This is a genomic window from Actinoalloteichus hymeniacidonis (genome assembly GCF_014203365.1).
In the GTDB taxonomy this organism is placed as follows: domain Bacteria; phylum Actinomycetota; class Actinomycetes; order Mycobacteriales; family Pseudonocardiaceae; genus Actinoalloteichus_A; species Actinoalloteichus_A hymeniacidonis.
On record NZ_JACHIS010000001.1, the window covers coordinates 974070 to 996913 of the forward strand.

Here is a 22844-nt window from a genome sequence, read left to right on the forward strand (position 1 = left end):
GGGCGTCAGAGGGGATGCTCGTCGGCGTCGGGGGACAGCTGGACGAAACGGCCGGTCGCCAACGCTCGTTGGCCCTGCGTGGCGATCGGGCTGCGGCCGTGGCGAGATGAGCAGGGACGAGGGTTGGAGAGACATGGAGTCCTTGGCAGCCGACGATCCGAGGACGATCGAGCGATATCGGCTGTTCGGCAGGCTGGGCGCAGGCGGGATGGGGCGGGTCTTCCTGGCGTTATCCTCGGACGGCCGCACGGTCGCGCTCAAGTTGATCCACCAACAGCTCACCACCGACCCGCTCTTCCGCAGCCGCTTCCGACAGGAGGTGGAGGCCGCCCGACTGGTGAGTGGCGCATACACCGCACCGGTGATGGACGCCGACGCCGAGGCGACGGTCCCCTGGCTGGCCACCGTCTACGTGCCGGGTCCCTCGCTGCGCCATGCCGTCGCCGAGGACGGCCCGCTTCCGGTGTCCACCGTGCGCACCCTGGCGGCCGGATTGGCGGCCGCGCTACGTGAAGTGCACCGGGTCAACCTGATCCACCGGGACCTCACCCCGGCCAACGTGCTGCTCACCGAGGACGGGCCGCGCGTCATCGACTTCGGGATCACCCGCGCCGCCGACTCGACCGGCGGCCTGACCGCCACCGGAATGTTGGTCGGTTCGCCCGGATTCCTGTCCCCGGAGCAGGTCGAGGGCCACGAACTCACGCCTGCTTCGGACGTCTTCGCGCTGGGCGCCACCCTCTGCTTCGCGGCCTCGGGGACCGGCCCGTTCGGCACCGCGTCCTCCGCCGCGTTGCTCTACCGCGTGGTGCATTCCGAGCCGGAGTTGGACACACTGGAACCCGAGGTACGGGCGATCGTCGAACCCTGCCTGGCCAAGGACCCGACCGAACGGCCCAGCCCGGACGACCTGCTGCGACAGATCGGGGCCGTCGATACCGGGGACACCTGGTTACCGCAGTCCATCGTCGAGCTGATCGACAGCCAACGCGATCAGGTGCGCACGCTGCGGGCGGGCGCCGAACTCATCGCAGGCACTCCGGGCCAAGGCAGTGCGGCGCCCACTCCCGGCGACGCCGATGCCACCGACGCGGTGCCGGAGTCGGTACAGCCCGAGGTCGACGAGATGGACGCCCCGACGACGCGATCGAGGCCGTCCGGGGGAGCGAAGCCGTTCTCCCACACCCTGGTGTCGAGCTTGGAACCATCGGTGTCGCGTTCCATCGCCGAACATCCCGTTCGTGCGGGCAACGGTGGGCAGCCCCCAGCGCACACCAGGTTGCAGCCCCATCCGGCGGATGCCAATTCGCAATCCGGGTATCACCAGGTACCCCAGCCAACCCACGCCACCAACACTGCGGCGGCCGGGCCCGCCACCGCAACGCAGGCCACACCGCCCCCGCCGCGATCTCGCCGAGGGCGGGTGGCGGCACTGGGAATCACGGTGGTCGTGGTGATCGCCATCGTTGTGTTGGCGTTCAACCTGATTCCGCGTGGGGGCCTACCGGTGTCGGGTACCGGCTCTCCGGAGACCGGAGCTGACGACGTACGGAACGATCCACCGCCGGTGGGCGAGGTCGCCGGTGCCTTCGTCGATGAATGGGCGGGGCTCATCGAGTCGCCCGAGGACGAGTCGGAGACGGTCTACGTCAACATCCGGATCACCGGCGGCAACCTCGGGGCGAGCGTGGGCACGGTGACCGGCACGGTGACCGGCTGTTCGGCCGCGCTGATCTTGGACGATGCCAGCGATACCCGACTGCAGTTCCACGAGCGCGATCTCGAGACGGGGAATGAGGACGCGGACTGCCCGGACGAGTCCGAGAACGCGACGCTGGACCTGCTGGGCGACGGGACGCTGCGCTACACCAGCGATGACCCGGAGCGGTCCGGCACCTTCTCGGAAGCACTGGCCGAGTTGCCTGCCGAGCTCGAAGGCGAATGGAGCGGGTCGGTACTGCCCGCAGGCGAGGACGAGGACGAGGACGCCGAACCCGTGGAGGTCGAACTCGCCCTCGACGGCGGCGCGACGGGCGAGGAGATCGGCGTCTTCACCCGTCCGCTCGGCGGTTGTTCTGCGGTGCTGACGCTTCGGTCTGCTACCCCCGGCGAAGCCAACATCGTGGAGACGGACCAGGGCATCGTCAACGAGGGCTACGAATGCGTCGAGCCCGCGAGCACCGTGCTCCGGCTGACCGAGGACGGCGGACTGCACTACCGCAGCTACGAGCCCAGCCGGGAGGGCGTGCTGGAACTCGACTGAACTCGGCTCAGCGGTTCTTCACTGCGGAGAGGAAGGCGGTGAAGGCGGTGGTGGGGAACCGCAGGTGGGCTCCGTGGGGGTTCTTGGAGTCGCGGACGGCGATGGTCTCGCGGCTTAAGCGCAGCTCGACGCAGTGGCCGTTGTTAGTACTGCGGGTGGATTTGACCCACTGCGTGTCGGGGTGGTTGTTGGAGGAGGGGCTTCTCACGACAACTCCTTGGCAGTGTCCCGAATCAGGCGAAGCGACTCCTCGCGATCGAGCGCGCGTTCCTCTGCCTGGTGATAGGCCAGAGTGTACTCCCGGACGGTCATCGTGTGATCGATCAGCGAGGTAGAGGTGATCGTTTCCTGCCAGGCCAGCGTCGGTAGTCGAGGGCTGGTGAAGCCGACGAGATGGAAGCTGGAGCCATCGAGCGCGTCGAAACCTCCGGCGCTGAAGGGGATCACTCGCACGGTCAGGTTCTCCGGTTGCTCCGCCACGAGCCTGGCCAGGTGTTCGAGCTGTCCGCGAAGTACCGCGACCCCGCCTACGCATTGGCGTAGGGTCGCCTCGCTGATCACTGCGGTCAAATGCAGCGGATCGTCCTCGACGAGTCGTCGCTGCCGGGTCTTGCGTGCCGTGACGCGAAGCTCCTCCTCGGACAGCCGTAGGTTCGGCGCCGCTCCTCGAATGACGGCACGTATGTAGTCCTCGGTCTGCACCAACCCGGGAATCAGCCCGCCGCTGTAAGTACGCACGCTCTCGGCGCCGTATTCATAACCGAAGAACCGCAGTAGCTCGTTGCTGAAGATGCCGGTGTACCGATTCCACCAGCCGCGTTGCGCGCCGTGGTCGTGCAGATTCCACAGTTCGGCGGACTCGTCGGAATCGAATTCGTAAGACTTGATCAGCCGAGTCAGCTTGTCCTTGGTGGCGCGGGTGCGACCGCGTTCGATCTCGGAGACATGGGCTTGAGTGCACCGGGCCAGCCTGCCCGCCTCGGTGGCGGTAAGCCCGAGAAGATAGCGCCGTTCCCGGAGCCGAAGGCCGAGTTCCCAGATCGCGATGGTCGGTGACTGCGGTGCCATTCGAGTGCTCCAGCGCGGTGTCGACAGTGGTACCAGGAAGCGAACCACTCCGACGCGAACTAGATCAATTACACGTTTGAGTGACCAAATACTTATATAAATACGAGTACTGTGAGCCACATCGCAAACCAAACCGAGAGGAGGGTGTTCGATGACGCCGGATGGCGATGTGGTCCAACAGCCGGGTCACGATGATGAAGTGATCACGACCGTGTCCGAACCGAGGATGTGCGCCTTGCGGGAGCTGCGCGAGGACATCGAGGATCGTGTGGTGTTCGCCTGGGGGATGTCCATGGGCACCAGGTCCGTGCTCTGCTATCCCGACGGGAGCCTGTTCGCCACCTCGGGGCGGGCCGAGGAATCGGTGGCCCTCGGGGTGCGCGCGGGTCGCCGGATCGAACTCGTCTGGCTGGGATGAGCGCGTTAACCGGCGTCGAGCCGGCACAGACGGGCGGCCCCGACGAACCGGAGTCCGTCGAGGCCGCCCGTTGGGTGAGTAGGTCAGTGTGATCGGGTCAGGACATGCTCACCGGTTGACGTCGCGCACCGCGCCCATCGAGGCCGAGGTGGCCAGCTTGGCGTAGGCGCGCAGCGCCGTGGAGACGTGCCGTTGCCGGTCCACCGGCTGCCACGGCCGCTCGCCGGCCTCCATCTTGGCGCGTCGCTCGGCCAGGACAGCCGGTTCGACGAGCAGTTCGAGACGTCGTTCGCGGACGTCGATGAGGATCTGGTCCCCGTCCTGCACCAAGCCGATGTCACCGCCGTCGGCTGCCTCCGGGGAGATGTGGCCCACCGAGATACCCGAGGAACCGCCGGAGAATCGGCCGTCGGTGATCAGCGCGCACTTCTTGCCCATGCCGGTGCCCTTGAGGAACGCGGTGGGGTGCAGCATCTCCTGCATCCCCGGCCCGCCGGACGGACCCTCGTAGCGCACCACCAGCACCTCGCCTGCCTGGATGGTCTTGCTGAGGATCGCCTCGACCGCCTGTTCCTGGCTCTCCACCACCCGGGCCGGGCCCTGGAAATGCCACAGTTCCTCTTCGATACCCGCCGTCTTGATCACCGCGCCGTCGACCGCGAGATTGCCGCGCAGCACGGCGAGCCCGCCATCAGCCGTGTAGGCATGGGCGGCATCGCGAATACAACCGCCCTCGGCGTCGGTGTCCAGCGAGGACCAGCGGTTCTCCGTCGAGAACGCCTCGGTGGTGCGCACCCCGCCCGGCGCCGCGTGGAACAGCTCGATCGCCTGCTCGGAAGCCGATCCGGAGCGGATGTCCCACTCGGCCAACCACTCGCGAAGCGAGGGGCTGTGCACGGCACGGACGTCCTCGCGGAGCATTCCGCCTCGATACAGCTCACCGAGGATCGCCGGGATTCCACCGGCCCGGTGCACGTCCTCCATGTGGTAGTCCGAGTTGGGCGACACCTTCGACAGGCACGGCACCCGGCGGCTGATCGCCTCGATGTCGGCCAGCGTGAAATCGATCTCGCCCTCTTGGGCGGCCGCCAACACGTGCAGCACCGTGTTCGTGGATCCACCCATCGCCATGTCCAAGGCCATTGCGTTCTCGAAGGCCTGCTTGTTCGCCAGCGACCGGGGCAGCACCGAATCGTCGTCGGACTCGTACCACCGCTTCGAGATCTCCACCACGGTGCGGCCTGCGGCCAGGAACAGCTCCCGCCGGGCGGCGTGGGTGGCCAACGTCGATCCGTTGCCGGGCAGTGCGAGACCGAGCGCCTCGGTCAGACAGTTCATCGAGTTGGCGGTGAACATTCCCGAGCACGAACCGCAGGTGGGGCAGGCCGACAGCTCGACCTTGGCCAGTCCCTCCTCGTCGACCTGGGAGTTCGCCGAAGCGGAGATGGCGGTGATCAGGTCGGTCGGGGCCTGCGCCACACCGTCGACGACCACGGCCTTGCCTGCCTCCATCGGACCGCCGGAGACGAAGACGGTCGGGATGTTCAGCCGCATCGCGGCGTTGAGCATGCCCGGCGTGATCTTGTCGCAGTTGGAGATGCAGACCAGCGCGTCGGCCTGATGGCCTTCGACCATGTACTCGACGGCGTCCGCGATCACCTCGCGCGAGGGCAGCGAGTAGAGCATGCCGCTGTGGCCCATCGCGATGCCGTCGTCCACCGCGATCGTGTGGAACTCCCTCGGCACCCCGCCCGCCTCGCGCACCGCGCCCGCGACGACGTCGCCGAGGTCGCGAAGGTGCACGTGTCCTGGCACGAACTGCGTGTACGAGTTGGCGATCGCCACGATCGGCTTGCCGAAATCGCCGTCGGTCATGCCGGTGGCACGCCAGAGGGCTCGGGCGCCGGTCGCGTTACGGCCGTGAGTCGTGATGCGGGAACGAAGCTGAGGCACGGTTTCTCCGAGGAGATGTGGTGGTGACGTGATCTTGTCGAATCGCCACGGGTCCGGCGAAGGCGCCTTGCTGCCCTGGTGAGGGCGGTCAGGCGACGATGAACCCGAGACTACCCCTGTGTTCGGGCCGCGTTGCCCGGCCAGCGGATGGCGCTGCAGGGTGCCCGCTGACCTGGCCTGATGTCGCCGTCGGCGCGAACTAGGCGTTTTTCGCTGTGGCGTCCTGAGCTGCGGCCGGTGGTTCCGGTGCGGGCGTCGTCTCCTCGCCTGCGGCGGCCGTGACCTGTTCGGCCTCGAGCTGCTCCTCCCGGATAGCCGGTGCGGACGACTCCTCGGGATCGGAGTCAGCGGTCGGATCGGGCGAGGTCGGGTCCGGCGCCGTCGGATCGGGCCCCGTCAAATCGGCCGCTGTCGGATCGGGCAGTCTGCCGCCGCTCAGCGCGGCCAGCAGTGGCAGATCCCTCGTGCGCATCAGGGGAAGCGCGAGTTCGGCGTCGTTCTCGTGCACCAGATGCACCGAGGAATTGCGGCCGAGACGCAGTCCACGGACCTGGGGCCAGTCGACCCTGGTGCTGCTGAACAACTCGCGGACCTGGATGCCCGTGCTGTCGACCATGGTGCGGCGGCGAAGCACCCACCACAGGATGGCGAGCGGAATCAGATACAGCAGTTGGAGGCCGGGCGCTCCGAAGGCAGCAGGCGTCACACACACTGCGAGGGCCACCACCGCGAGCACCGAGATCGGAGGCACTCGGAAGAGTTCCCTCGTTTGCCGGTCGGTGGCCTGCCGTGCTGACGCATCGCTCATACCGTGATTTTCGCATCGACGGCTTCGCCGTCGGTCCAGCTGGTGAAACCCGAGCTCACAAGGCGTTGACCTGCATGGATCGCGAAAGGCGAAATAGTAGGGCGTCCAACATTCGAGAAAGTCATCCCGCAGAGTTGACGCCCTTGCGCACAGCCGGTTACCGTACTCAGCGTGCTGCGACTGACCGACATTCTCGTACTTCCCTGGCGCGCCGACGTCTAACGGGATCTTCCAGCGTCGACGCGCCTTACCCCTGAGTGGCTCCATGCCGCCGGGGGTTTTTTGTTGCCCGCCCTGCAACCGATACCCACGAGGCAGATCGAATGACCAGCGCAACCTCCAAACCAGTCCCGGGTCCCTCACCTGCCGACTACGCCAGGCCGAAGCCCGCCCCACCGCACGGCGCGCCCGTGCAGGTCACCGGCGCCCAGTCTTTGGTCCGCGCCCTCGAATCGGTGGGCTGCGAGGTCGTCTTCGGTATTCCGGGCGGCACCATCCTCCCGGCCTACGACCCACTGCTGGACTCGGAGAAGGTGCGCCACGTCCTGGTGCGACACGAGCAGGGCGCGGGACACGCAGCCACCGGATACGCGCAGGCCACCGGCAAGGTCGGCGTCTGCATGGCGACCTCAGGCCCCGGCGCGACCAACCTGGTGACCCCGCTGGCCGACGCCAACATGGACTCGGTCCCGGTCGTGGCCATCACCGGTCAGCAGTCCCGAGGGCTCATCGGCACCGATGCCTTCCAGGAAGCCGACATCTGCGGTATCACGCAGCCGGTCACCAAGCACAACTTCCTGGTCACCGACCCCGCCGACATCCCGAGGACGATCGCGGAGGCCTTCCACCTGGCGTCCACCGGCAGACCCGGACCGGTCCTGGTGGACATTCCCAAGGACGTGTTGCAGGAGACCACCTCGTTCTCCTGGCCGCCGGAACTGCGACTGCCGGGCTACCGCCCCACCGCGCGCCCGCACGGCAAGCAGATCCGCGAGGCCGCCAAGATGATCGCGGCCGCCCGCAAGCCCGTGCTCTACGTCGGCGGCGGTGTGCTCAAGGCCGGGGCGGTCGCCGAACTGCGTGAACTCGCCGAGGCCGCCGGGATCCCCGTGGTCACCACCCTGATGGCCAGGGGAGCGTTCCCGGACTCGCACCCGCTGCACCTGGGAATGCCCGGCATGCACGGCACCGTTGCCGCCGTCACGGCCATGCAGCGGTCCGACCTGCTGATCGCCCTCGGCGCCCGCTTCGACGACCGGGTCACCGGCCAGCTCTCCTCCTTCGCCCCCGAGGCGCAGGTCATCCACGCCGACATCGATCCGGCGGAGATCTCCAAGAACCGTCGGGCCGACGTGCCGATCGTGGGCGACTGCAAGGACGTGATCGCCGAACTGACCTCGGCGTTGCGCCTGGAACTGGAACGCGGCGACCGTGCGGACTCCGCACCGTGGGTGACGCAGGTCCAAGGCTGGCGCGAGTCCTTCCCGCTCGGCTACGAGCCGCCCGTCGACGGTTCGCTGGCCCCGCAGTACGTCATCGAGCGAATCGGTGAGCTGGTGGGACCCGATGCCGTCTACACCGCCGGTGTCGGGCAGCATCAGATGTGGGCCGCGCAGTACGTGAAGTACGAGAAGCCGGGCAGCTGGATCAACTCCGGCGGCCTCGGCACCATGGGTTTCGCGGTTCCCGCCGCGATGGGCGCGAAGATGGGCCGACCGGACACCCCGGTCTGGGCCATCGACGGCGACGGCTGTTTCCAGATGACCAATCAGGAACTGGCCACCTGCGCCATCGAGGGAATCCCGATCAAGGTCGCCGTCATCAACAACGGCAACCTCGGCATGGTCCGGCAATGGCAGAACCTCTTCTACTCGGGGAGGTACTCCAACACCGACCTCGGCACACACAAGCGCATCCCCGACTTCGTGCTGCTCGCCGAGGCATTGGGCTGCGTCGGACTCCGCTGTGAGTCCGCCGAGGAGGTCGACGAGGTCATCGGCAAGGCGATGGCGATCGACGACCGTCCCGTAGTGATCGACTTCGTCGTCGGCAAGGACGCCCAGGTCTGGCCGATGGTCGCCTCGGGCACCAGCAATGACGAGATCATGGCGGCTCGCGGTATCCGCCCGGTCTTCGACGACGCCGACTAGAACCGGTGCCCTTCGCGCGTCACCGCAGCCGATCCGGCGGCGGAGCGCTTCCAACGGCGCGGTTGCCGAGACGGGCACCCCGCCCGCTGGGGTCAGCACCGCAGACGTCGATCCGGTGGGGCCACCCGGCACCAGACGAGGGTGCCCGCCAGCTCACATCGGCGACGCGAAAGACTCGGCCACTGCGGCCGAGAAGATCCGATCAGGACAGGAGCAGGAGCGCATGAGTCGGCACACGCTCAGCGTGCTGGTGGAGAACAAACCGGGCGTGCTGGCTCGGATCTCAGGACTGTTCTCTCGCCGCAACTTCAACATCGAGTCGCTCGCCGTCGGCGAGACCGAGCACGCCGACGTCTCCAGGATGACCATCGTGGTGGCCGTGGACGAGCTGCCGTTGGAACAGGTGACCAAGCAGCTCAACAAGCTCGTGAACGTCATAAAGATCGTTGAGCTCGACCCGGCTGCCTCCGTCCAGCGGGAACTCCTGCTGGTCAAGGTTCGGGCGGATGCCACCGTGCGCAGCCAAGTCCTGGAAACGGTGCAGATGTTCCGGGCCAAGGTCGTCGACGTCTCGCCCGAGGCGGTCGCGGTCGAGGCCACCGGAACAGCCGACAAGCTCGACGCCCTGTTGCGCATGCTGGAGCCCTATGGGATCAGGGAGATGGTGCGCTCCGGGATGGTCGCCGTTGGCCGAGGTGCTCGATCCATCTCGGTCTCCGCGGCCCGCTGATCAGTGTCTACCCGCTTGCCGGGTAGGCACCCGAGTAGAGCTTCACTCCAAGAACAGATGAGGAATGACGATGAGTGCCGAGATCTTCTATGACGACGACGCCGACCTGAGCATCCTGCAGGCCAAGAAGGTCGCCGTCATCGGCTACGGCAGCCAGGGCCACGCCCATGCGCTCAGCCTGCGTGACTCCGGTGTCGACGTGCGCATCGGCCTCGCCGAGGGCTCGAAGTCGAAGGCGAAGGCGGAGGAAGAGGGCCTGCGGGTGCTCACCACCTCCGAGGCCGCGGCCGAAGCCGACGTGATCATGATCCTGGCGCCGGACACCGCCCAGCGCACGATCTACACCGAGAACATCGCGCCCAACCTCAAGAAGGGCGACGCGCTGTTCTTCGGCCACGGCCTCAACATCCGTTACGGCCTGATCACCCCGCCCGCCGACGTCGACGTCGCGATGGTGGCGCCCAAGGGCCCGGGCCACCTGGTGCGCAGGCAGTTCGTCGACGGCAAGGGCGTCCCGGCGTTGATCGCCGTGGAGCAGGACGCCACCGGGAACGCACAGGCGTTGGCGCTGTCCTGGGCCAAGGCGATCGGTGGTACCCGCGCGGGCGTCATCAAGACCACCTTCGCCGAGGAGACCGAGACCGACCTCTTCGGTGAGCAGGTCGTGCTGTGTGGCGGCACCACCGCGTTGATCCAGAACGGTTTCGAGACCCTGACCGAAGCCGGTTATCAGCCCGAGGTCGCCTACTTCGAGGTGCTGCACGAGCTGAAGCTCATCGTGGACCTGCTGTACGAGGGTGGACTCGCGCGGATGCGCTACTCCATCTCCGACACCGCCGAGTTCGGTGACCTGACCAGGGGACCGCGCATCATCTCGCCTGCGGTCAAGGACGAGATGCGCAAGATCCTCGGGGAGATCCAGGACGGCACCTTCGCCCGGGAACTCATCGCCGAGGAGGACGCGGGCAGGCCCACGTTCTCCAAGCTGCGCAAGGAAGGCGAGGAGCACCCGGTGGAAGAGGTCGGCAAGAAGCTGCGTGGCCTGATGTCCTGGGTCGACCGGCCGATCACCGAGACCGCCTGACCAACGGAACCGACCGTTCCACCGGACCGAGTCCCCGGCTGCGCGCATGCCGAGCGGCACGGTGTCCGCCCTGCTGGTGCAGGACACCGTGTCCGGCATGTCGCTCGGCCTGCCTCGGCCATCGACGATGGTTCCCCTTCGCCGTCGGCGTTTATCGAGGGACCCGAGTCTCGGATCGGCTGTCTCGATCGGCTGTCTCGATCGACGGTGCGTCGACCCGACGGGGTGTGTGCCTTGTGCGTCGTCCTTCGGTGCGGCGGTGTCTCACGGGGCGCCGGTGTTACGCGGCATCGGCGTCGTGTGCGTCGGTGTCGCATGCGTCGCTGTTCGGTGGATGGGGCCCTCGGCGCGTCGGCTGGTTGATCAACCGTCCGACGCGCTCCTCCAACGTCGCGAGGAGTCAGGGCGGGCGTCGGGGGCCCGCTCTGACCTTGCTGCGGGCCTGTCCTGCTCGGGTCATCGATACCTGAGCAGGACAGGCGATCAGCATCCAAGGCCCCTCCCGGTGGCGAGATCGCCCCGGCTGTCCGCGCCATCCACACACTCGGTTTGCCCGTGCCACGCGACCCTTCGGCTGCTAGGCCGAACCGCTGCTAGACCACGCGGGCTGCTAGACCACGCGGACTGCTAGACCACGCGGACTGCTCGATCGAACCCCACGCGATTGACCAGGTGTCCCCGAGCATTGCCGTGCCGAGTGTTCGCGATCCCGCGATCCCCGCGTTCGTTCGGCTGATCGGCCCCTTCGGTTTCGAGATCGATTCCGTAGCCGAGCTTCGGTCGCACCGATCCACGGTCGACTCGCGCCGAACCCGCAGAGCAGCATCAGCCGCGCACTATGCGGCGCCCTCCTTTCTTTCGGAACCGACTCGATTGCGTCCGGACCCCACCACCGACAGCGATCACAGAGGTATACGGTTCGTCGCGCAAGGTGACGGATTCTCGCGCAGCTGCGTGTCCTGGCGGATGGGGAAGAGAGATTGAGCGACGAGGCATCGACAACCGCACACGAGGTACCGATCTATGACGACAAGGCCCACATCCGCGGCACCCTCGATATCTCCGGTGCCGAATGGATAACCAGCACCGAGGATGAAGATCAGAAGGGCGTCGAGATCGCGTTCGTCGAGGAGTACATCTTGATGCGCAACGGCGCCGAGCCGGAAGGACCGGTGCTCGTATTCACCCAGGCGGAGTGGGACGCATTCGTGGAGGGTGCGAAGGACGGCGAGTTCGACGAGCCGTGGTGAGCCATCAAGCGCCGCCCAGGCGTCCAGGTGGGCCCGGGCGGCGCGGCCGGTCGGCGATGTCACGCTGACCGAGGTTGCTGCCTGCAGCCGCTAACCGAACAGGTTGCCCGCCGCCGGGTGGACGAGCGATCAGCAGGCGCTCGCCGACCGCTGACCTATCGCCCCTCGTTATGGCGGGCCATCCGGTTCCACTGTGCTTCCCTCGGGCAGTGCGTGTGCCCCACGCTGTCGCCTTCCAACGGTGTCACCGCTGATGGCGTTGCTCCGCACACTCCGGCGAGATCGTCGATTCCCGTCCGACGACGTCGTCCTCTCCTGCCAATAGACCTCCTCACACCGTACTGACGTGGACCGCAGAACCCGTGCCGGCCGAGAACGCCGTTTCACGCCGGTCGATACGTTCGGGCCGAGCCCGGTCGAGTCGACGCGGAACGGGGAGACGCACCCAGACGTGCCCAACCGCCCGTGGCCGTCGACTCGGATGCAGACGGCGAAGCCCGCCCCTCGGATCGGCAGTAGACATGGCAGCACTGCGGACCTGCCGGCTCTCGGCTGTCGGATCGGCTCTCGCCGGCCGAGCCGTCTACCGATGACGTCTCTCCATCGAAGTCGTGGTGTCCGTTTTCTGCTGGAATTCCCTACCGCGACCGAGCAGTCCTTTCTCGCGGTGGCATTCGATCGCGGTATTCCTCATCACTTCTGCTGAACTCACCCCGAGCACCGCCGGGGAGTGGCCGTTGCAGGCGCGGCCGCCTACGCGGGTGGTGACGGCTGTATTGCAGGCCGCCGATGTTCACTTCGTGAGCCGATCACCCCGGGGCCTGCGCGCAATGCATCCCGCACTATGAGAAACGTTTCACAAGCCGGGGACTAGACTGCTCGCTGGCGCTGGCCGTAAGGCAGCCGAGGACCGCAACGACCCTCCCTGGAGCAGCTCGTGACCAACACCAGTCGTCCCGTCGCCCTGATCGCCGAGAAGCTCGCACCCTCTGCGGTCGAGGTCTTCGGCGACGAGGTCGAGATCCGCCATGTCGACGGCACCGACCGGCCCGCTCTGCTGGCCGCCGTCGCCGAGGCCGACGCACTGCTCGTACGTTCTGCGACCAAGGTCGACGCCGAGGTGCTCGGTGCGGGTAACCGGCTGAAGGTGGTGGCCCGGGCCGGCGTCGGCCTGGACAACGTCGACGTGCCCGCCGCCACCGAGCGCGGCGTCATGGTGGTCAACGCGCCGACCTCCAACATCGTCTCGGCTGCCGAGCACGCCGTCGCCCTCCTCCTCTCGGTTGCGCGGCACATTCCCGCTGCGGACGCCAGCCTGCGGGCGGGTGCCTGGAAGCGCAGCTCCTTCAGCGGCGTCGAGCTGCGTGGCAAGACCGTGGGTGTGGTCGGTCTCGGCAAGATCGGGCAGCTCTTCGCGCAGCGGATCGGCGCGTTCGAGACCAAGCTCATCGCCTACGACCCCTATGTCTCGCCCGCGCTGGCTGCCCAGCTCGGTATCGAGCTGGTGGACCTGGACGAGCTGCTGTCCAGGGCGGACGCGATCTCGATCCATCTGCCGAAGACCCCGGAGACCAAGGGCCTGATCGGCGCCGAGCAGCTCGCGAAGACCAAGCGGGGCGTCCTGCTGGTCAACGCGGCCCGGGGCGGCCTGGTGGACGAGGCCGCGCTCGCCGAGGCCGTGGCCTCCGGGCAGGTCGGCGGTGCGGGTGTGGACGTGTACGCGACCGAGCCCACCACCGAGAGCCCGTTGTTCGAGCAGCCGCGCGTGGTGGCGACCCCGCACCTGGGCGCCTCCACCGCCGAGGCCCAGGACCGTGCAGGCACCGACGTGGCCCGTTCGGTGCTGCTCGCACTGCGCGGCGATTTCGTCCCCGACGCGGTGAACGTGCAGACGGCAGGCGTCGTGGGCGAGCAGGTGCGTCCGTACCTGCCGCTGACCCAGAAGCTCGGCCTGGTGCTCGCGGCGCTGCTCTCGGCCCCGCCCGCCTCCGTCACGGTGGAGGTGCGCGGCGAGCTCTCGACCGAGGACGTCAGTGTGCTGCCGCTGGCCGCACTGCGTGGCGTGTTCTCCAAGGTGGTCGAGAGCCAGGTGACCTTCGTCAACGCTCCCCGGCTCGCCAATGACCTCGGCGTGGCCGTGGAGGTCAAGACCGAGAGCGAGAGCGCGAACCACCGCAGCCTGGTGACGGTGCGCGTGGTGCTGCCCTCCGGCGAGACCGCCAGCGTCTCGGGCACCCTGACCGGGCCGCAGCAGGTCGAGAAGCTCGTCGAGATCAACGGCAGGCACTTCGATCTGCGCGCCGAGGGCAACGTGCTGTTGCTGGAGTACCCGGACCGCCCGGGCGTGATGGGCACCGTAGGCACCCTGCTCGGCGAGGTCGGCATCAACATCGAGGCCGCCCAGATCAGCCAGACCACCGACGGCGGTGACGCGACGATGCTGCTGCGGGTGGACCGGCAGTTGACCGGGGGCGTGCTCGAGCCGATCGGTGCGGCCGTCGGCGCCAGCACCGCCTACTCGGTCTCCTTCGACTGAGAAAGCCGACGAACCGACCCGCAGCGGTGCCCCGGGGCATGGAGTCCGAAATGGACTCCGGACCCCGGGGCATCGTGCTGTGTGGGCCGGATCCGCCGCAGGAGACGGAGCGGCCCGAGACCGTTCCACAGCCGAAGACGGGAATCCGCGCTTCGGATGGGGCCACCGTTGTCGGTGCTCCGGTGGCGAGCCTCTTCGGGATCGCATCGAGGCGGGGTGCCGGGGGCGGGCGGACTCGGTGAGCCGGACTCGCACCCGCGCCCACGCGACGGTCGGCAAGGAGCGGGAAACCGACCGCTTCGACTCCTTCGGTGGGAGAAAGCGGTATAGAACAACGGCTCCGGACATCTCATTCGAACGCATGTTCGCATGATTTCCCGAGTTCTCTTGTCATCGCAAGGAAATCGGCGTTGATCCATTCCATGGTGTGACGTGCGGTCCGCTTCGGCGCAGTCGTCGGCGTTCGGCAACGGTTGACGCTGCTGACCACCGACTTGGGGGTATATCGGTGAAAAACCAACACCCTGAGTCATGAACCTGGTAAATATCCCCGATAAATCTGTCCGCAGTGGCCCGGTGTTCATCCAAAAGGAGTAACCGGTTCGGTGTGGTGTCGCGTTAAATTCCCAGGAAGAAGGCGGACCAGGCGCAGCGATGTTCGTAGCGCCGAGCCGAGTCGAACCCACCGTGCCTCGCTTTCGAACGGGTCGGCCGAAGCGCGCGGTGAGAGACGCAGAATGCGATGGGGGACGTACTCACGTGGATGCGCTCGCCGGAAGCACTCGGCATGGTCGGAGACAGGTCTTCCGAGTGAGGGCACAGCAGTGACGCGAAGTCGAAGAATGACCACCAGATCCGCTGCGGCGGCACTGGCCGTGGTCCTGACCACCGGAGTGGTGGGCAGCGCGACGGCACAGGATCAACCACTGGCGCCCCCGGTGCCGACGGCCGACGGACTGTCGACGGAGAACCGGCTTTCCGGTCTCGCGCCGAGCCTCGCGGAGGCCCAGGGGCGGATCGGCGCCTTCATCGAGCTGGAGAACGCTCCCGCCGTCGATGTCTTCATGGAGGAGCAGGCAGCCGGAGCCAGCGCCAGTGCGGCGGGCGAGGCGGCAGAGGAGGCCAAGGCCGCGACGCTGGCCACGGCCGAGGTCGTGGTCTCGGATCTGTCTGGTTCGGACCGGGCGACCGAGGTGCTCTACGAGACCGTCAACGCCGTTCCCGGTGTCGCCGTCCGCGCCGACGCCGACTCGATTCGCGAGCTGGCTCAGCGTTCCGACGTCCGCTCGATCCGCCCGCTGGTTCGACACGAACCGGCCAACGCCAGCGCGATCCAGCTCACGAACACGCTGCCGACCTGGGAACAGACCGGTCGTTACGGCGAGGACATGCGGATCGGGATCATCGATGATGGCGTCGACTACACGCACGCCACCTTCGGTGGCCCCGGCACCGCCGAGGCCTACGAGGCGATCGACCGGACGACGATCGACGCCGAGTACTTCCCGACCGACAAGGTCGTCGGCGGTACCGACCTGGTCGGCGACGACTACGACGCCTCCAGCGACGACCCGGACCTGGCTACGCCGAAGCCGGACGACAACCCGATCTCCTGCGGCACCCACGGCACGCACGTCGCAGGCACGGCGGCGGGCTTCGGGGTGAACGGCGACGGGAGCACCTTCACCGGCGACTACACCGAACTCGACGACGAGACCGTCGGCGAGATGCGGATCGGTCCCGGAACCGCTCCCGGCGCCCAGATCTACGCGATCAAGGTCTTCGGCTGCGAAGGATCCACCGACGTCACCTCCGCGGGCCTGGACTGGACCCTGGACCCGGACCGCGACGGCGACTTCACCGACCGCCTCGACGTGGTCAACCTCTCGCTCGGCAGCAACTTCGGCGCGCCGGACGACCCGGCCAGCCTCTTCGTCCGCAAGCTCAACCAGCACGGCGTGGTCACGGTCTTCTCCGGCGGTAACGGCGGCGACCTGTTCGACGTCGGCGGTTCGCCGGGCAACACCCCCGAGGCGTTGACCGTGGCCAGCAGCCGCGACGCCTCGGTGGTCCGCGACGGTGCCGAGGTGATCGCACCCGAGTCCGTGGCGGGTACGGAACCCGGCCAGTACAGCCAGAGCTACCCCGACTACGCCGGGCTCGACCTCACCGCCCCGGTGGTCGCGCTGTCCGAGGAGTCCAACCTCGACGGTTGCGATCCGTTCTCGGAGGCGGACGCGGCGCTGGTCGAGGGCAAGATCGCGTGGCTGGAATGGGACGACGACGACGTCACGCGGCGGTGTGGCTCCGGCGGACGCACCGACAATGCCTCGAACGCGGGCGCGGTCGGCGCGATCTTCTCCTCCAGCCTCGACCAGTTCAGCGCAGGCATCGCGGGTAACGCGGTCATCCCGGTCGTGCAGCTCACCGGCACGGCGACCGAGAAGGTCCGCCCCGCAGTCGAGGACGGCACCCTTGAGATCCGACTCGCAGGCGAGCTGCGGACCTCGGTGCCGACCGTCGACGAGACCCTCGCCGACACCCCGAGCTCCTTCACCTCGCGCGGTGGCCGAGGCCCGAGCGTGAAGCCGGATATCAGTGCTCCCGGCGACACGATCGCCTCGGCGCTGTCCGGTAGTGGCGACGGGACGCTGGTGATCAGCGGAACCTCCATGGCCGCACCGCACACCACGGGAATCGCCGCGCTGCTCCGCGAGGAGCATCCGGACTGGACTCCCGAGGAGATCAAGGCCGCGCTGATGAACACGGCGGGTGCGGACATCACCACCGGTCCCGACGGCATCGTGCACGCGCCCAACCGGGTCGGTTCCGGTCGCATCGACGCGTTGGCGGCGCTGGACAACCAGGTGTTGGCCATGGTCGAGGACGACCCGGGACAGGTCAGCGTCTCCTACGGCACCGTCGAGGTCGACGGGCCGCTCGCGCAGACCAAGACGATCAAGCTGATCAACAAGGGCACCCGCCGAACCACGATGGCGGTCTCCTACCAGCCCGCCACCGAGATCCCCGGCGTCAGCTACGTGCTGGACCGCGAGTCGGTGACGCTCAGCCCGCGTGGCATCGCCCGGATCACCGTGACCCTGTCCATCGACGACCCGGCCGCGCTGCGCAAGACGGCCGACGAGACGCTGGAGAAGGAGCAGGGTGGCGAGGCGCGGCAGTTCCTCGCGGACGCCTCGGGGCGGATCGTGTTCACCCCGGAGAGCGGGTCCTCGGTGCCGCTGCGGGTTCCGGTGCACTCCGCGCCGAAGCCCGTCTCCGACATCGAGGCGTCGGCATGGCTGCGGCTGCCGGAGGGCTCCGAACAGGCGGTGCTGAACCTGCGGGGACGCGGTGTGTCCCAGGGCGAGGGCGACGAGGCGTACCGCTCGCTGATCAGTGTCCTGGAACTCCACGGGGAGAGCGACCGGCTTCCGGAGTGCGTGGGTGATCAGTCCTTGGGCTGCACGATCAACGAGACTGCCAAGGGCGGTGACCTGCGTCAGGTCGGTGCCACCTCCACCGCGCCGTTGGCGGTGCTGCAGGGTGACCCGGAGTCGGCGCTGCTCGCCTTCGGGATCTCGACCTGGAGCAACTGGTACAACATCGGCAGCAACACCGTTCCGTTCGTCGACATCGATGTGGACGGCGACGGGGTGCCGGACTTCGAGACCTATGTCACGAAGTACACCGACAGTGATGTGCTGGTGGCCGCGACCGTCGACCTCAACACCGAGGGCAACCCGGTGGTCGACGTGCAGCCGATCAACGGGCAGCTCGGCGACGTGGACACCAACGTCTTCGACACCAACGTGCTGGTCCTGCCGGTGGCGTTGACGGCGTTGGGCATCGACCCGGCGGCCGAGTCGGCGCCGATCTCCTACACCGTGGGCGTCAGCGGCTACTACGCGGCGCCGGGCGATCCGGAGGGCCTCGTCGATCACATCGACGAGCCGATGACCTTCGATGCCGTCCAGCCCGGTCTCTGGACTCAGGGCGGCGGGGACGCCGCGCTCTCCTACGAGTCCCGGCCCGGTACCGCGCTGGTGGTCAACCGCAACCTGGAGACGGCCGCCGAGGACGCGCGACTGCTCGTCCTGCACCACCACAACATCAGTGGGGATCGCTCGCAGGTGGTGCCGACCGGCAGCACCCCGCCCGTGTTCACCAACTGATCGATCGATTCGCGGATCGGCGCCCAGACCGGCGCCGCAGTGCGGAAGCGATGCCCCGGCCCACCAGGTCGGGGCATCGCCCTTCTCCAGCACTTTTAGGCCGTTCGAGTGGTGTTCACCTGAATGGGCGTCCCGCAGTACGGGAAAGATCATTGTCGAGAGCCTGCCGCCATGTGGAGTATCGATCCGAGAGCGGTAGCCTGCTCGAACGAACTGGTCCCGTTCAGTGGGATCTTTACCAGGGAGGTGCACGGATGCGGCTCGCTGTGATCCCAGGCGACGGGATCGGGCCCGAGGTTATCGCCGAGGCATTGAAGGTGCTCGGTGAAGTTGTCCCAGACGCGGAGATCGTGCGTTACGACCTCGGCGCCGCCCGGTGGCACGCCACCGGCGAACTACTGCCGGAGTCGGTGTTGGGCGAGCTGCGCCAACACGACGCGATCCTGCTCGGGGCGGTCGGAGACCCGTCGGTGCCCAGCGGCATCCTCGAACGAGGTCTGCTGCTTCGGTTGCGTTTCGAGCTCGATCACCATGTGAACCTGCGCCCCGCCCGGTTGTACCCCGGGGTGCGAAGCCCGCTGGCCGACCCCAGCGAGGTCGACATGCTCGTGGTGCGGGAGGGGACCGAGGGCCTGTACGCGGGCAACGGCGGCCTGCTGCGCAAGGACACCCCGCACGAGGTGGCCACCGAGGTCTCGATCAACACGTCGTTCGGCGTGGAACGGGTGGTGCGCGACGCCTTCGCCAGGGCGGCAGCACGACCGCGCAGGCACCTCACGCTGGTCCACAAGACCAATGTGCTCACCCATGCGGGTTCGTTGTGGTCGCGGATCGTGGAAGAGGTCTCTCTTCAGCACCCAGAGGTGACGGTCAGCTATCAGCACGTCGATTCAGTGACGATCCATATGGTGACGGACCCGTCTCGGTACGACGTCATCGTCACGGACAACCTGTTCGGCGACATCCTCACCGACCTGGCTGCCGCGATCACCGGCGGCATCGGCCTCGCGGCCAGCGGCAACCTCGATGTGACTCGCCGCAATCCGAGCATGTTCGAGCCGGTGCACGGCAGCGCGCCGGACATCGCGGGTCAGGGCATCGCCGACCCGACGGCGGCAGTGCTGTCGGTCGCGTTGCTGCTCGACCACCTGGGCATGTCGGAGGCCGCGAAGCGCATCGAGGCCTCGGTGGCGTTCGACCTGGCCACCAGGGACCACGCCTCGCCAGGCGCGACCTACGCGATCGGCGATCGGCTGGCCGCATTGGTCTCGTCGAACATCCGTCCGGAGCGACCGGTCTCGTTGCCGCCCTCGGTCTGATCCCAAGCCGTTGTCGTGGGGCCGTCCGCCAGTCGGTGGGCGGCCCCACGGTCGTCTCCGGGCGGGCTTCGTCAGTCCAGGACGCCCGCCGTCGCCGGTGCGACGGCGAACTCCAGGGCCGTGCGCCCGTCGGCGACCGGGATGCTGCGGAGCAGAGTGAGCCCGCGCCTGCGGCGACCGCGCTCAACTCGTCGACCGTTCGTTCGCGACCGCCGAAGCACATCAGCATGAACAGGTTGATCGCGGTGTCGACCCCGCGCCCCAGGATGGGTTCGATGACCACCACGGTCCCGCCCGGCGCGGCGGCGCGGCCACAGGCGGCCAGGATTCGGCGGGCGTGTTCGTCGTCCCAGTCATGCAGGATGTCGCAGAGCAGATAGGCGTCGGCGCCCGTCGGCAGCGGATCGAAGAAGCTTCCGGAGACCGCGCGGGCCCGGTCGTCGAGCCCGGACTCGGTGAATCGTTGCGTGGCTGCGGCCGCCGTCGGTGCGAGATCCAGAACCTGCCCACGTAGTTCGGGATGTGCGTGCAGGATCGCGGCGAGCACATTGCCATCGCCGCCACCGACGTCGAGGATCGTCGTGAATCGGCTCCAGTCGTAGCGTTGCGCGATCTGCGGCGCCATGGTTTGGAAACGCCAGCTCATCTGGGCGTCGAACGAGCGCCGCAACGTCGGTTCGGTGTCCAGGTCGGCCCAGAAGTCGCGTCCGTAGCGGTGCGGATAGGCGGCGGATCCGGTGGTGATCGTCGTGAGCAGCTCGACGAAGGCCAGTTCGGCGCGCCCGCCCGCGCTGTTGATGTCGAATAAGGGCCGCAGGCCCTCCGGCGAGTCCCGGGCGAGTTGGGCGCCCAACGCGGTGGGCCGATAGCGGTTCGAGACGGGGTCGAGCTCGAAGACGCCGATCGTCACCAGATGTCCTAGCAGCGTTGTGATGGCCGCCTGCTCGGCACCGCTGGCGGCGGCGAGTTGCTCGGCTGTTGCACCCGAGCTTCCGGCGTGATCGGCCCATCCGAGTGTCGCGGCCACTCGGATGCCATGGGGGTGGCCAGATCGGCCAGGTCGCGAATCGAGGGTGCCGATGCTGAGGAGTCCATGGCCCGACGGTAGCCGGCGCGGCACTCGGCAGAAGCGACCTCGTCCTTCGCGTCGCCGCTGGATACTTCATTCGAACGGGTGGGTTCTTCCCAGCATGCGGACGAATCAGTCCTAGGGCTTGGACCGGACCCGTCGCCGTGGCATCATCGCGTCGTGACTCATCGCGGCATGATCATTATCGCCTAGCGCGTCGGGGAGTGCTCCCACCAGCACCCGACGCGCAGACCTCTCGCATTCGCGGGGGGTCTTTTTGTTTGTCCCAGTACTCGTCCCACGCCAGTTTCCCGCGCCAGAGGAGTCTTCTCCGTGTTCCGCACCGTTCCGGCAGCCACCCCGCTCGGCGATGCCTTCCACCTCTACGACACGACGCTGCGCGACGGCGCACAGCGCGAGGGCATCTCGTACTCGGTGACCGACAAACTCACCGTCGCCAGACTGCTGGACTCCCTCGGCGTCGGATTCATCGAGGGTGGTTGGCCCGGTGCGCTGCCCAAGGACACCGAGTTCTTCGCCAGGGCGGCCGAGGGAGAGCTGGAACTGCGCCACGCCGCGCTGGTCGCCTTCGGCTCCACCCGGCGAGCAGGCTCGACTGCTGCCGAGGACCCGCAGGTCCGGGCGCTGCTGGATTCGAAGGCGCCGGTGATCACCCTGGTGGCCAAGTCCGACCGCAGACACATCGAGCGGGCGTTGCGCACCGACGTCGAGGAGAACTGCGCTATGGTCCGCGACACGGTCTCCCTGCTGGTCGCCGAGGGACGCCGGGTGTTCGTCGACGCCGAACACTTCTTCGACGGCTACGCCTTCGACCCGGACTGCGCGCTGCGCGTCCTGGAGGCCGCCGTGCTCGGTGGCGCCGATGTGGCCGTGTTGTGCGACACCAACGGCGGCAGCCTGCCGACCGGCCTGGCCGAGACGGTGACCGAGGTGAGCGCCCGCACCGGTTTCCGGTTGGGAATCCATTGCCAGGACGACACGGCTTGCGCGGTGGCCAACACCATCGCCGCAGTACAGGCCGGGGTCACCCACGTGCAGTGCACCGCGAACGGCTATGGGGAGCGGGCGGGCAACGCCGATCTGTTCCCGGTGATCGGCAACCTCGTGACCAAGCTCGGTATGCCGGTTCTCCCGGAGGGGAAGCTGGCGGAGTTGACCCCGGTCTCGCACGCGCTCGCCGAAATCGCCAACCTCGCTCCCGACGCCCATCAGGCGTATGTCGGGTCGTCGGCCTTCGCCCACAAGGCGGGCCTGCACGCGAGTGCGATCAAGGTGGATCCGGAGCTCTACAACCACATGGAGCCCTCCGAGGTCGGCAACGGCATGCGGGTGTTGGTGACCGAGATGGCCGGCCGAGCCAGCCTCGAACTCAAGGGCCGCGAGTTCGGCCTGGACCTGACCGACAATCCGGAGGCGGTGGGCCGGGTCGTGCGGCGGGTCAAGGAGTTGGAGGCAGGCGGCTGGTCGTTCGAGGCGGCGGACGCATCGTTGGAATTGCTCCTCCGGGAGGAACTCGACGGTGCGTCCGCAGGCTCGGCCGAGGATGCGGCGACCACAACGGGCCGGGTTCAGCCGTTCACCCTGGAGTCGTACCGGGTGGTGCTCGATCACGCCGCCGACGGCACGGTCGTCGCCGAGGCCACGGTCCGACTGCACGTCGACGGCGAGCGGGTGATCGCCACCGCCGAGGGCACCGGACCCGTCAACGCCCTGGATGCGGCCTTGCGGGCGGCTCTGACGCCGTACCTGCCCTGGCTGAGCGAGGTGCGGCTGCTGGACTACAAGGTGCGCATCCTCTCCGGCGAGCACGGCACCGACGCGGTCACCCGCGTACTGGTCGATTCCGGCGACGGCGCGGGGAAATGGACCACGGTCGGCGTGCACGGCAACATCGTCGAGGCGAGCTGGCTGGCCCTGTGCGACGCCCTGGTGCATCGGGCATCCCGGCAGGAGGCCAAGGTCCGCTGACCTGCCCGTCTAGAGTGGGGACGTCCCAAACA

14 protein-coding genes and 1 pseudogene are annotated in these 22844 nt (G+C 67.9%); 10 read left to right on the plus strand and 5 right to left on the minus strand.

The genetic code is table 11. From position 1 onward, the window contains the following. The first annotated feature begins 133 nt into the window (after positions 1 to 133). Entirely contained in the window at positions 134 to 2263 is a 2130-nt protein-coding gene (locus BKA25_RS04465) for a serine/threonine-protein kinase (protein WP_069851873.1), read from the plus strand. Between the two features lie 7 nt (positions 2264 to 2270). Here BKA25_RS04465 and BKA25_RS04470 read toward each other — a convergent pair whose 3' ends face one another. After that, complete coding sequence (locus tag BKA25_RS04470) at positions 2271 to 2471, minus strand: DUF397 domain-containing protein (protein WP_069851871.1); 201 nt, start codon at positions 2469 to 2471, stop codon at positions 2271 to 2273. After that, positions 2468 to 3331 carry a DUF5753 domain-containing protein gene (locus BKA25_RS04475; RefSeq protein WP_069851869.1) on the minus strand — a complete coding sequence of 288 codons (864 nt, stop codon included), beginning with the start codon at positions 3329 to 3331 and terminating at the stop codon, positions 2468 to 2470. Before BKA25_RS04475 ends, BKA25_RS04470 begins: the two co-directional genes overlap by 4 nt. A gap of 151 nt (positions 3332 to 3482) precedes the next feature. On the opposite strand from BKA25_RS04475, the gene BKA25_RS04480 reads away from it, so the two are divergent. Further along, positions 3483 to 3749 carry a hypothetical protein gene (locus tag BKA25_RS04480; protein WP_157421254.1) on the plus strand — a complete coding sequence of 89 codons (267 nt, stop codon included), beginning with the start codon at positions 3483 to 3485 and terminating at the stop codon, positions 3747 to 3749. A gap of 108 nt (positions 3750 to 3857) precedes the next feature. On the opposite strand, the gene ilvD is transcribed toward BKA25_RS04480, so the two are convergent. Both ilvD and BKA25_RS04490 read right to left on the minus strand, forming a co-directional pair. After that, positions 3858 to 5702 carry a dihydroxy-acid dehydratase gene (gene ilvD / locus BKA25_RS04485; protein ID WP_069851865.1) on the minus strand — a complete coding sequence of 615 codons (1845 nt, stop codon included), beginning with the start codon at positions 5700 to 5702 and terminating at the stop codon, positions 3858 to 3860. 199 nt (positions 5703 to 5901) lie between these two features. Then, positions 5902 to 6510, minus strand: coding sequence for a PH domain-containing protein (locus BKA25_RS04490; RefSeq protein WP_069851864.1), 609 nt, complete (start codon positions 6508 to 6510; stop codon positions 5902 to 5904). A gap of 323 nt (positions 6511 to 6833) precedes the next feature. Here BKA25_RS04490 and BKA25_RS04495 point away from each other — a divergent pair, with 323 nt between their 5' ends. The 7 genes from BKA25_RS04495 to BKA25_RS04525 all read left to right on the plus strand — a co-directional run bounded on the left by BKA25_RS04495 (position 6834) and on the right by BKA25_RS04525 (position 19754). Beyond that, positions 6834 to 8660 carry an acetolactate synthase large subunit gene (locus tag BKA25_RS04495; RefSeq protein WP_084643357.1) on the plus strand — a complete coding sequence of 609 codons (1827 nt, stop codon included), beginning with the start codon at positions 6834 to 6836 and terminating at the stop codon, positions 8658 to 8660. Positions 8661 to 8883: 223 nt separating this feature from the next. Next, positions 8884 to 9390 carry an acetolactate synthase small subunit gene (gene ilvN, locus BKA25_RS04500; RefSeq protein WP_069851861.1) on the plus strand — a complete coding sequence of 169 codons (507 nt, stop codon included), beginning with the start codon at positions 8884 to 8886 and terminating at the stop codon, positions 9388 to 9390. A 70-nt stretch (positions 9391 to 9460) separates the two neighbouring features. After that, positions 9461 to 10474: a ketol-acid reductoisomerase gene (gene ilvC, locus BKA25_RS04505; protein WP_069854034.1), complete on the plus strand. Its 1014-nt coding sequence runs from the start codon at positions 9461 to 9463 to the stop codon at positions 10472 to 10474. 980 nt (positions 10475 to 11454) lie between these two features. Further along, on the plus strand, positions 11455 to 11724 hold the full coding sequence (locus BKA25_RS04510; protein WP_172803856.1) for a DUF397 domain-containing protein: 270 nt from the start codon (positions 11455 to 11457) through the stop codon (positions 11722 to 11724). A 937-nt stretch (positions 11725 to 12661) separates the two neighbouring features. Continuing rightward, positions 12662 to 14260: a phosphoglycerate dehydrogenase gene (gene serA / locus BKA25_RS04515; protein WP_069851859.1), complete on the plus strand. Its 1599-nt coding sequence runs from the start codon at positions 12662 to 12664 to the stop codon at positions 14258 to 14260. An 842-nt stretch (positions 14261 to 15102) separates the two neighbouring features. Then, a complete protein-coding gene (locus tag BKA25_RS04520) occupies positions 15103 to 18435 on the plus strand; it encodes a S8 family peptidase (protein WP_157421252.1) in 3333 nt (1110 codons plus the stop codon). 254 nt (positions 18436 to 18689) lie between these two features. After that, complete coding sequence (locus BKA25_RS04525) at positions 18690 to 19754, plus strand: 3-isopropylmalate dehydrogenase (protein WP_069854032.1); 1065 nt, start codon at positions 18690 to 18692, stop codon at positions 19752 to 19754. 220 nt (positions 19755 to 19974) lie between these two features. On the opposite strand, the pseudogene BKA25_RS04530 reads toward BKA25_RS04525, so the two are convergent. Continuing rightward, positions 19975 to 20874, minus strand: a pseudogene (locus BKA25_RS04530) (methyltransferase); the annotation flags it as partial. Between the two features lie 282 nt (positions 20875 to 21156). On the opposite strand from BKA25_RS04530, the gene cimA reads away from it, so the two are divergent. After that, positions 21157 to 22812 carry a citramalate synthase gene (gene cimA / locus BKA25_RS04535; protein WP_069851854.1) on the plus strand — a complete coding sequence of 552 codons (1656 nt, stop codon included), beginning with the start codon at positions 21157 to 21159 and terminating at the stop codon, positions 22810 to 22812. Positions 22813 to 22844: the final 32 nt, after the last annotated feature.

Excerpts from the sequence above, each read along its gene's own strand:
- BKA25_RS04520 (WP_157421252.1), top strand. The coding sequence starts at position 15,103 with ATGACCACCAGATCCGCTGCGGCGGCACTGGCCGTGGTCCTGACCACC.
- BKA25_RS04525 (WP_069854032.1), top strand. The coding sequence starts at position 18,690 with ATGCGGCTCGCTGTGATCCCAGGCGACGGGATCGGGCCCGAGGTTATC.
- ilvC (WP_069854034.1), top strand. The coding sequence starts at position 9,461 with ATGAGTGCCGAGATCTTCTATGACGACGACGCCGACCTGAGCATCCTG.
- ilvN (WP_069851861.1), top strand. The coding sequence starts at position 8,884 with ATGAGTCGGCACACGCTCAGCGTGCTGGTGGAGAACAAACCGGGCGTG.
- BKA25_RS04475 (WP_069851869.1), bottom strand. The coding sequence starts at position 3,331 with ATGGCACCGCAGTCACCGACCATCGCGATCTGGGAACTCGGCCTTCGG.
- BKA25_RS04490 (WP_069851864.1), bottom strand. The coding sequence starts at position 6,510 with ATGAGCGATGCGTCAGCACGGCAGGCCACCGACCGGCAAACGAGGGAA.
- BKA25_RS04465 (WP_069851873.1), top strand. The coding sequence starts at position 134 with ATGGAGTCCTTGGCAGCCGACGATCCGAGGACGATCGAGCGATATCGG.
- BKA25_RS04495 (WP_084643357.1), top strand. The coding sequence starts at position 6,834 with ATGACCAGCGCAACCTCCAAACCAGTCCCGGGTCCCTCACCTGCCGAC.
- BKA25_RS04480 (WP_157421254.1), top strand. The coding sequence starts at position 3,483 with ATGACGCCGGATGGCGATGTGGTCCAACAGCCGGGTCACGATGATGAA.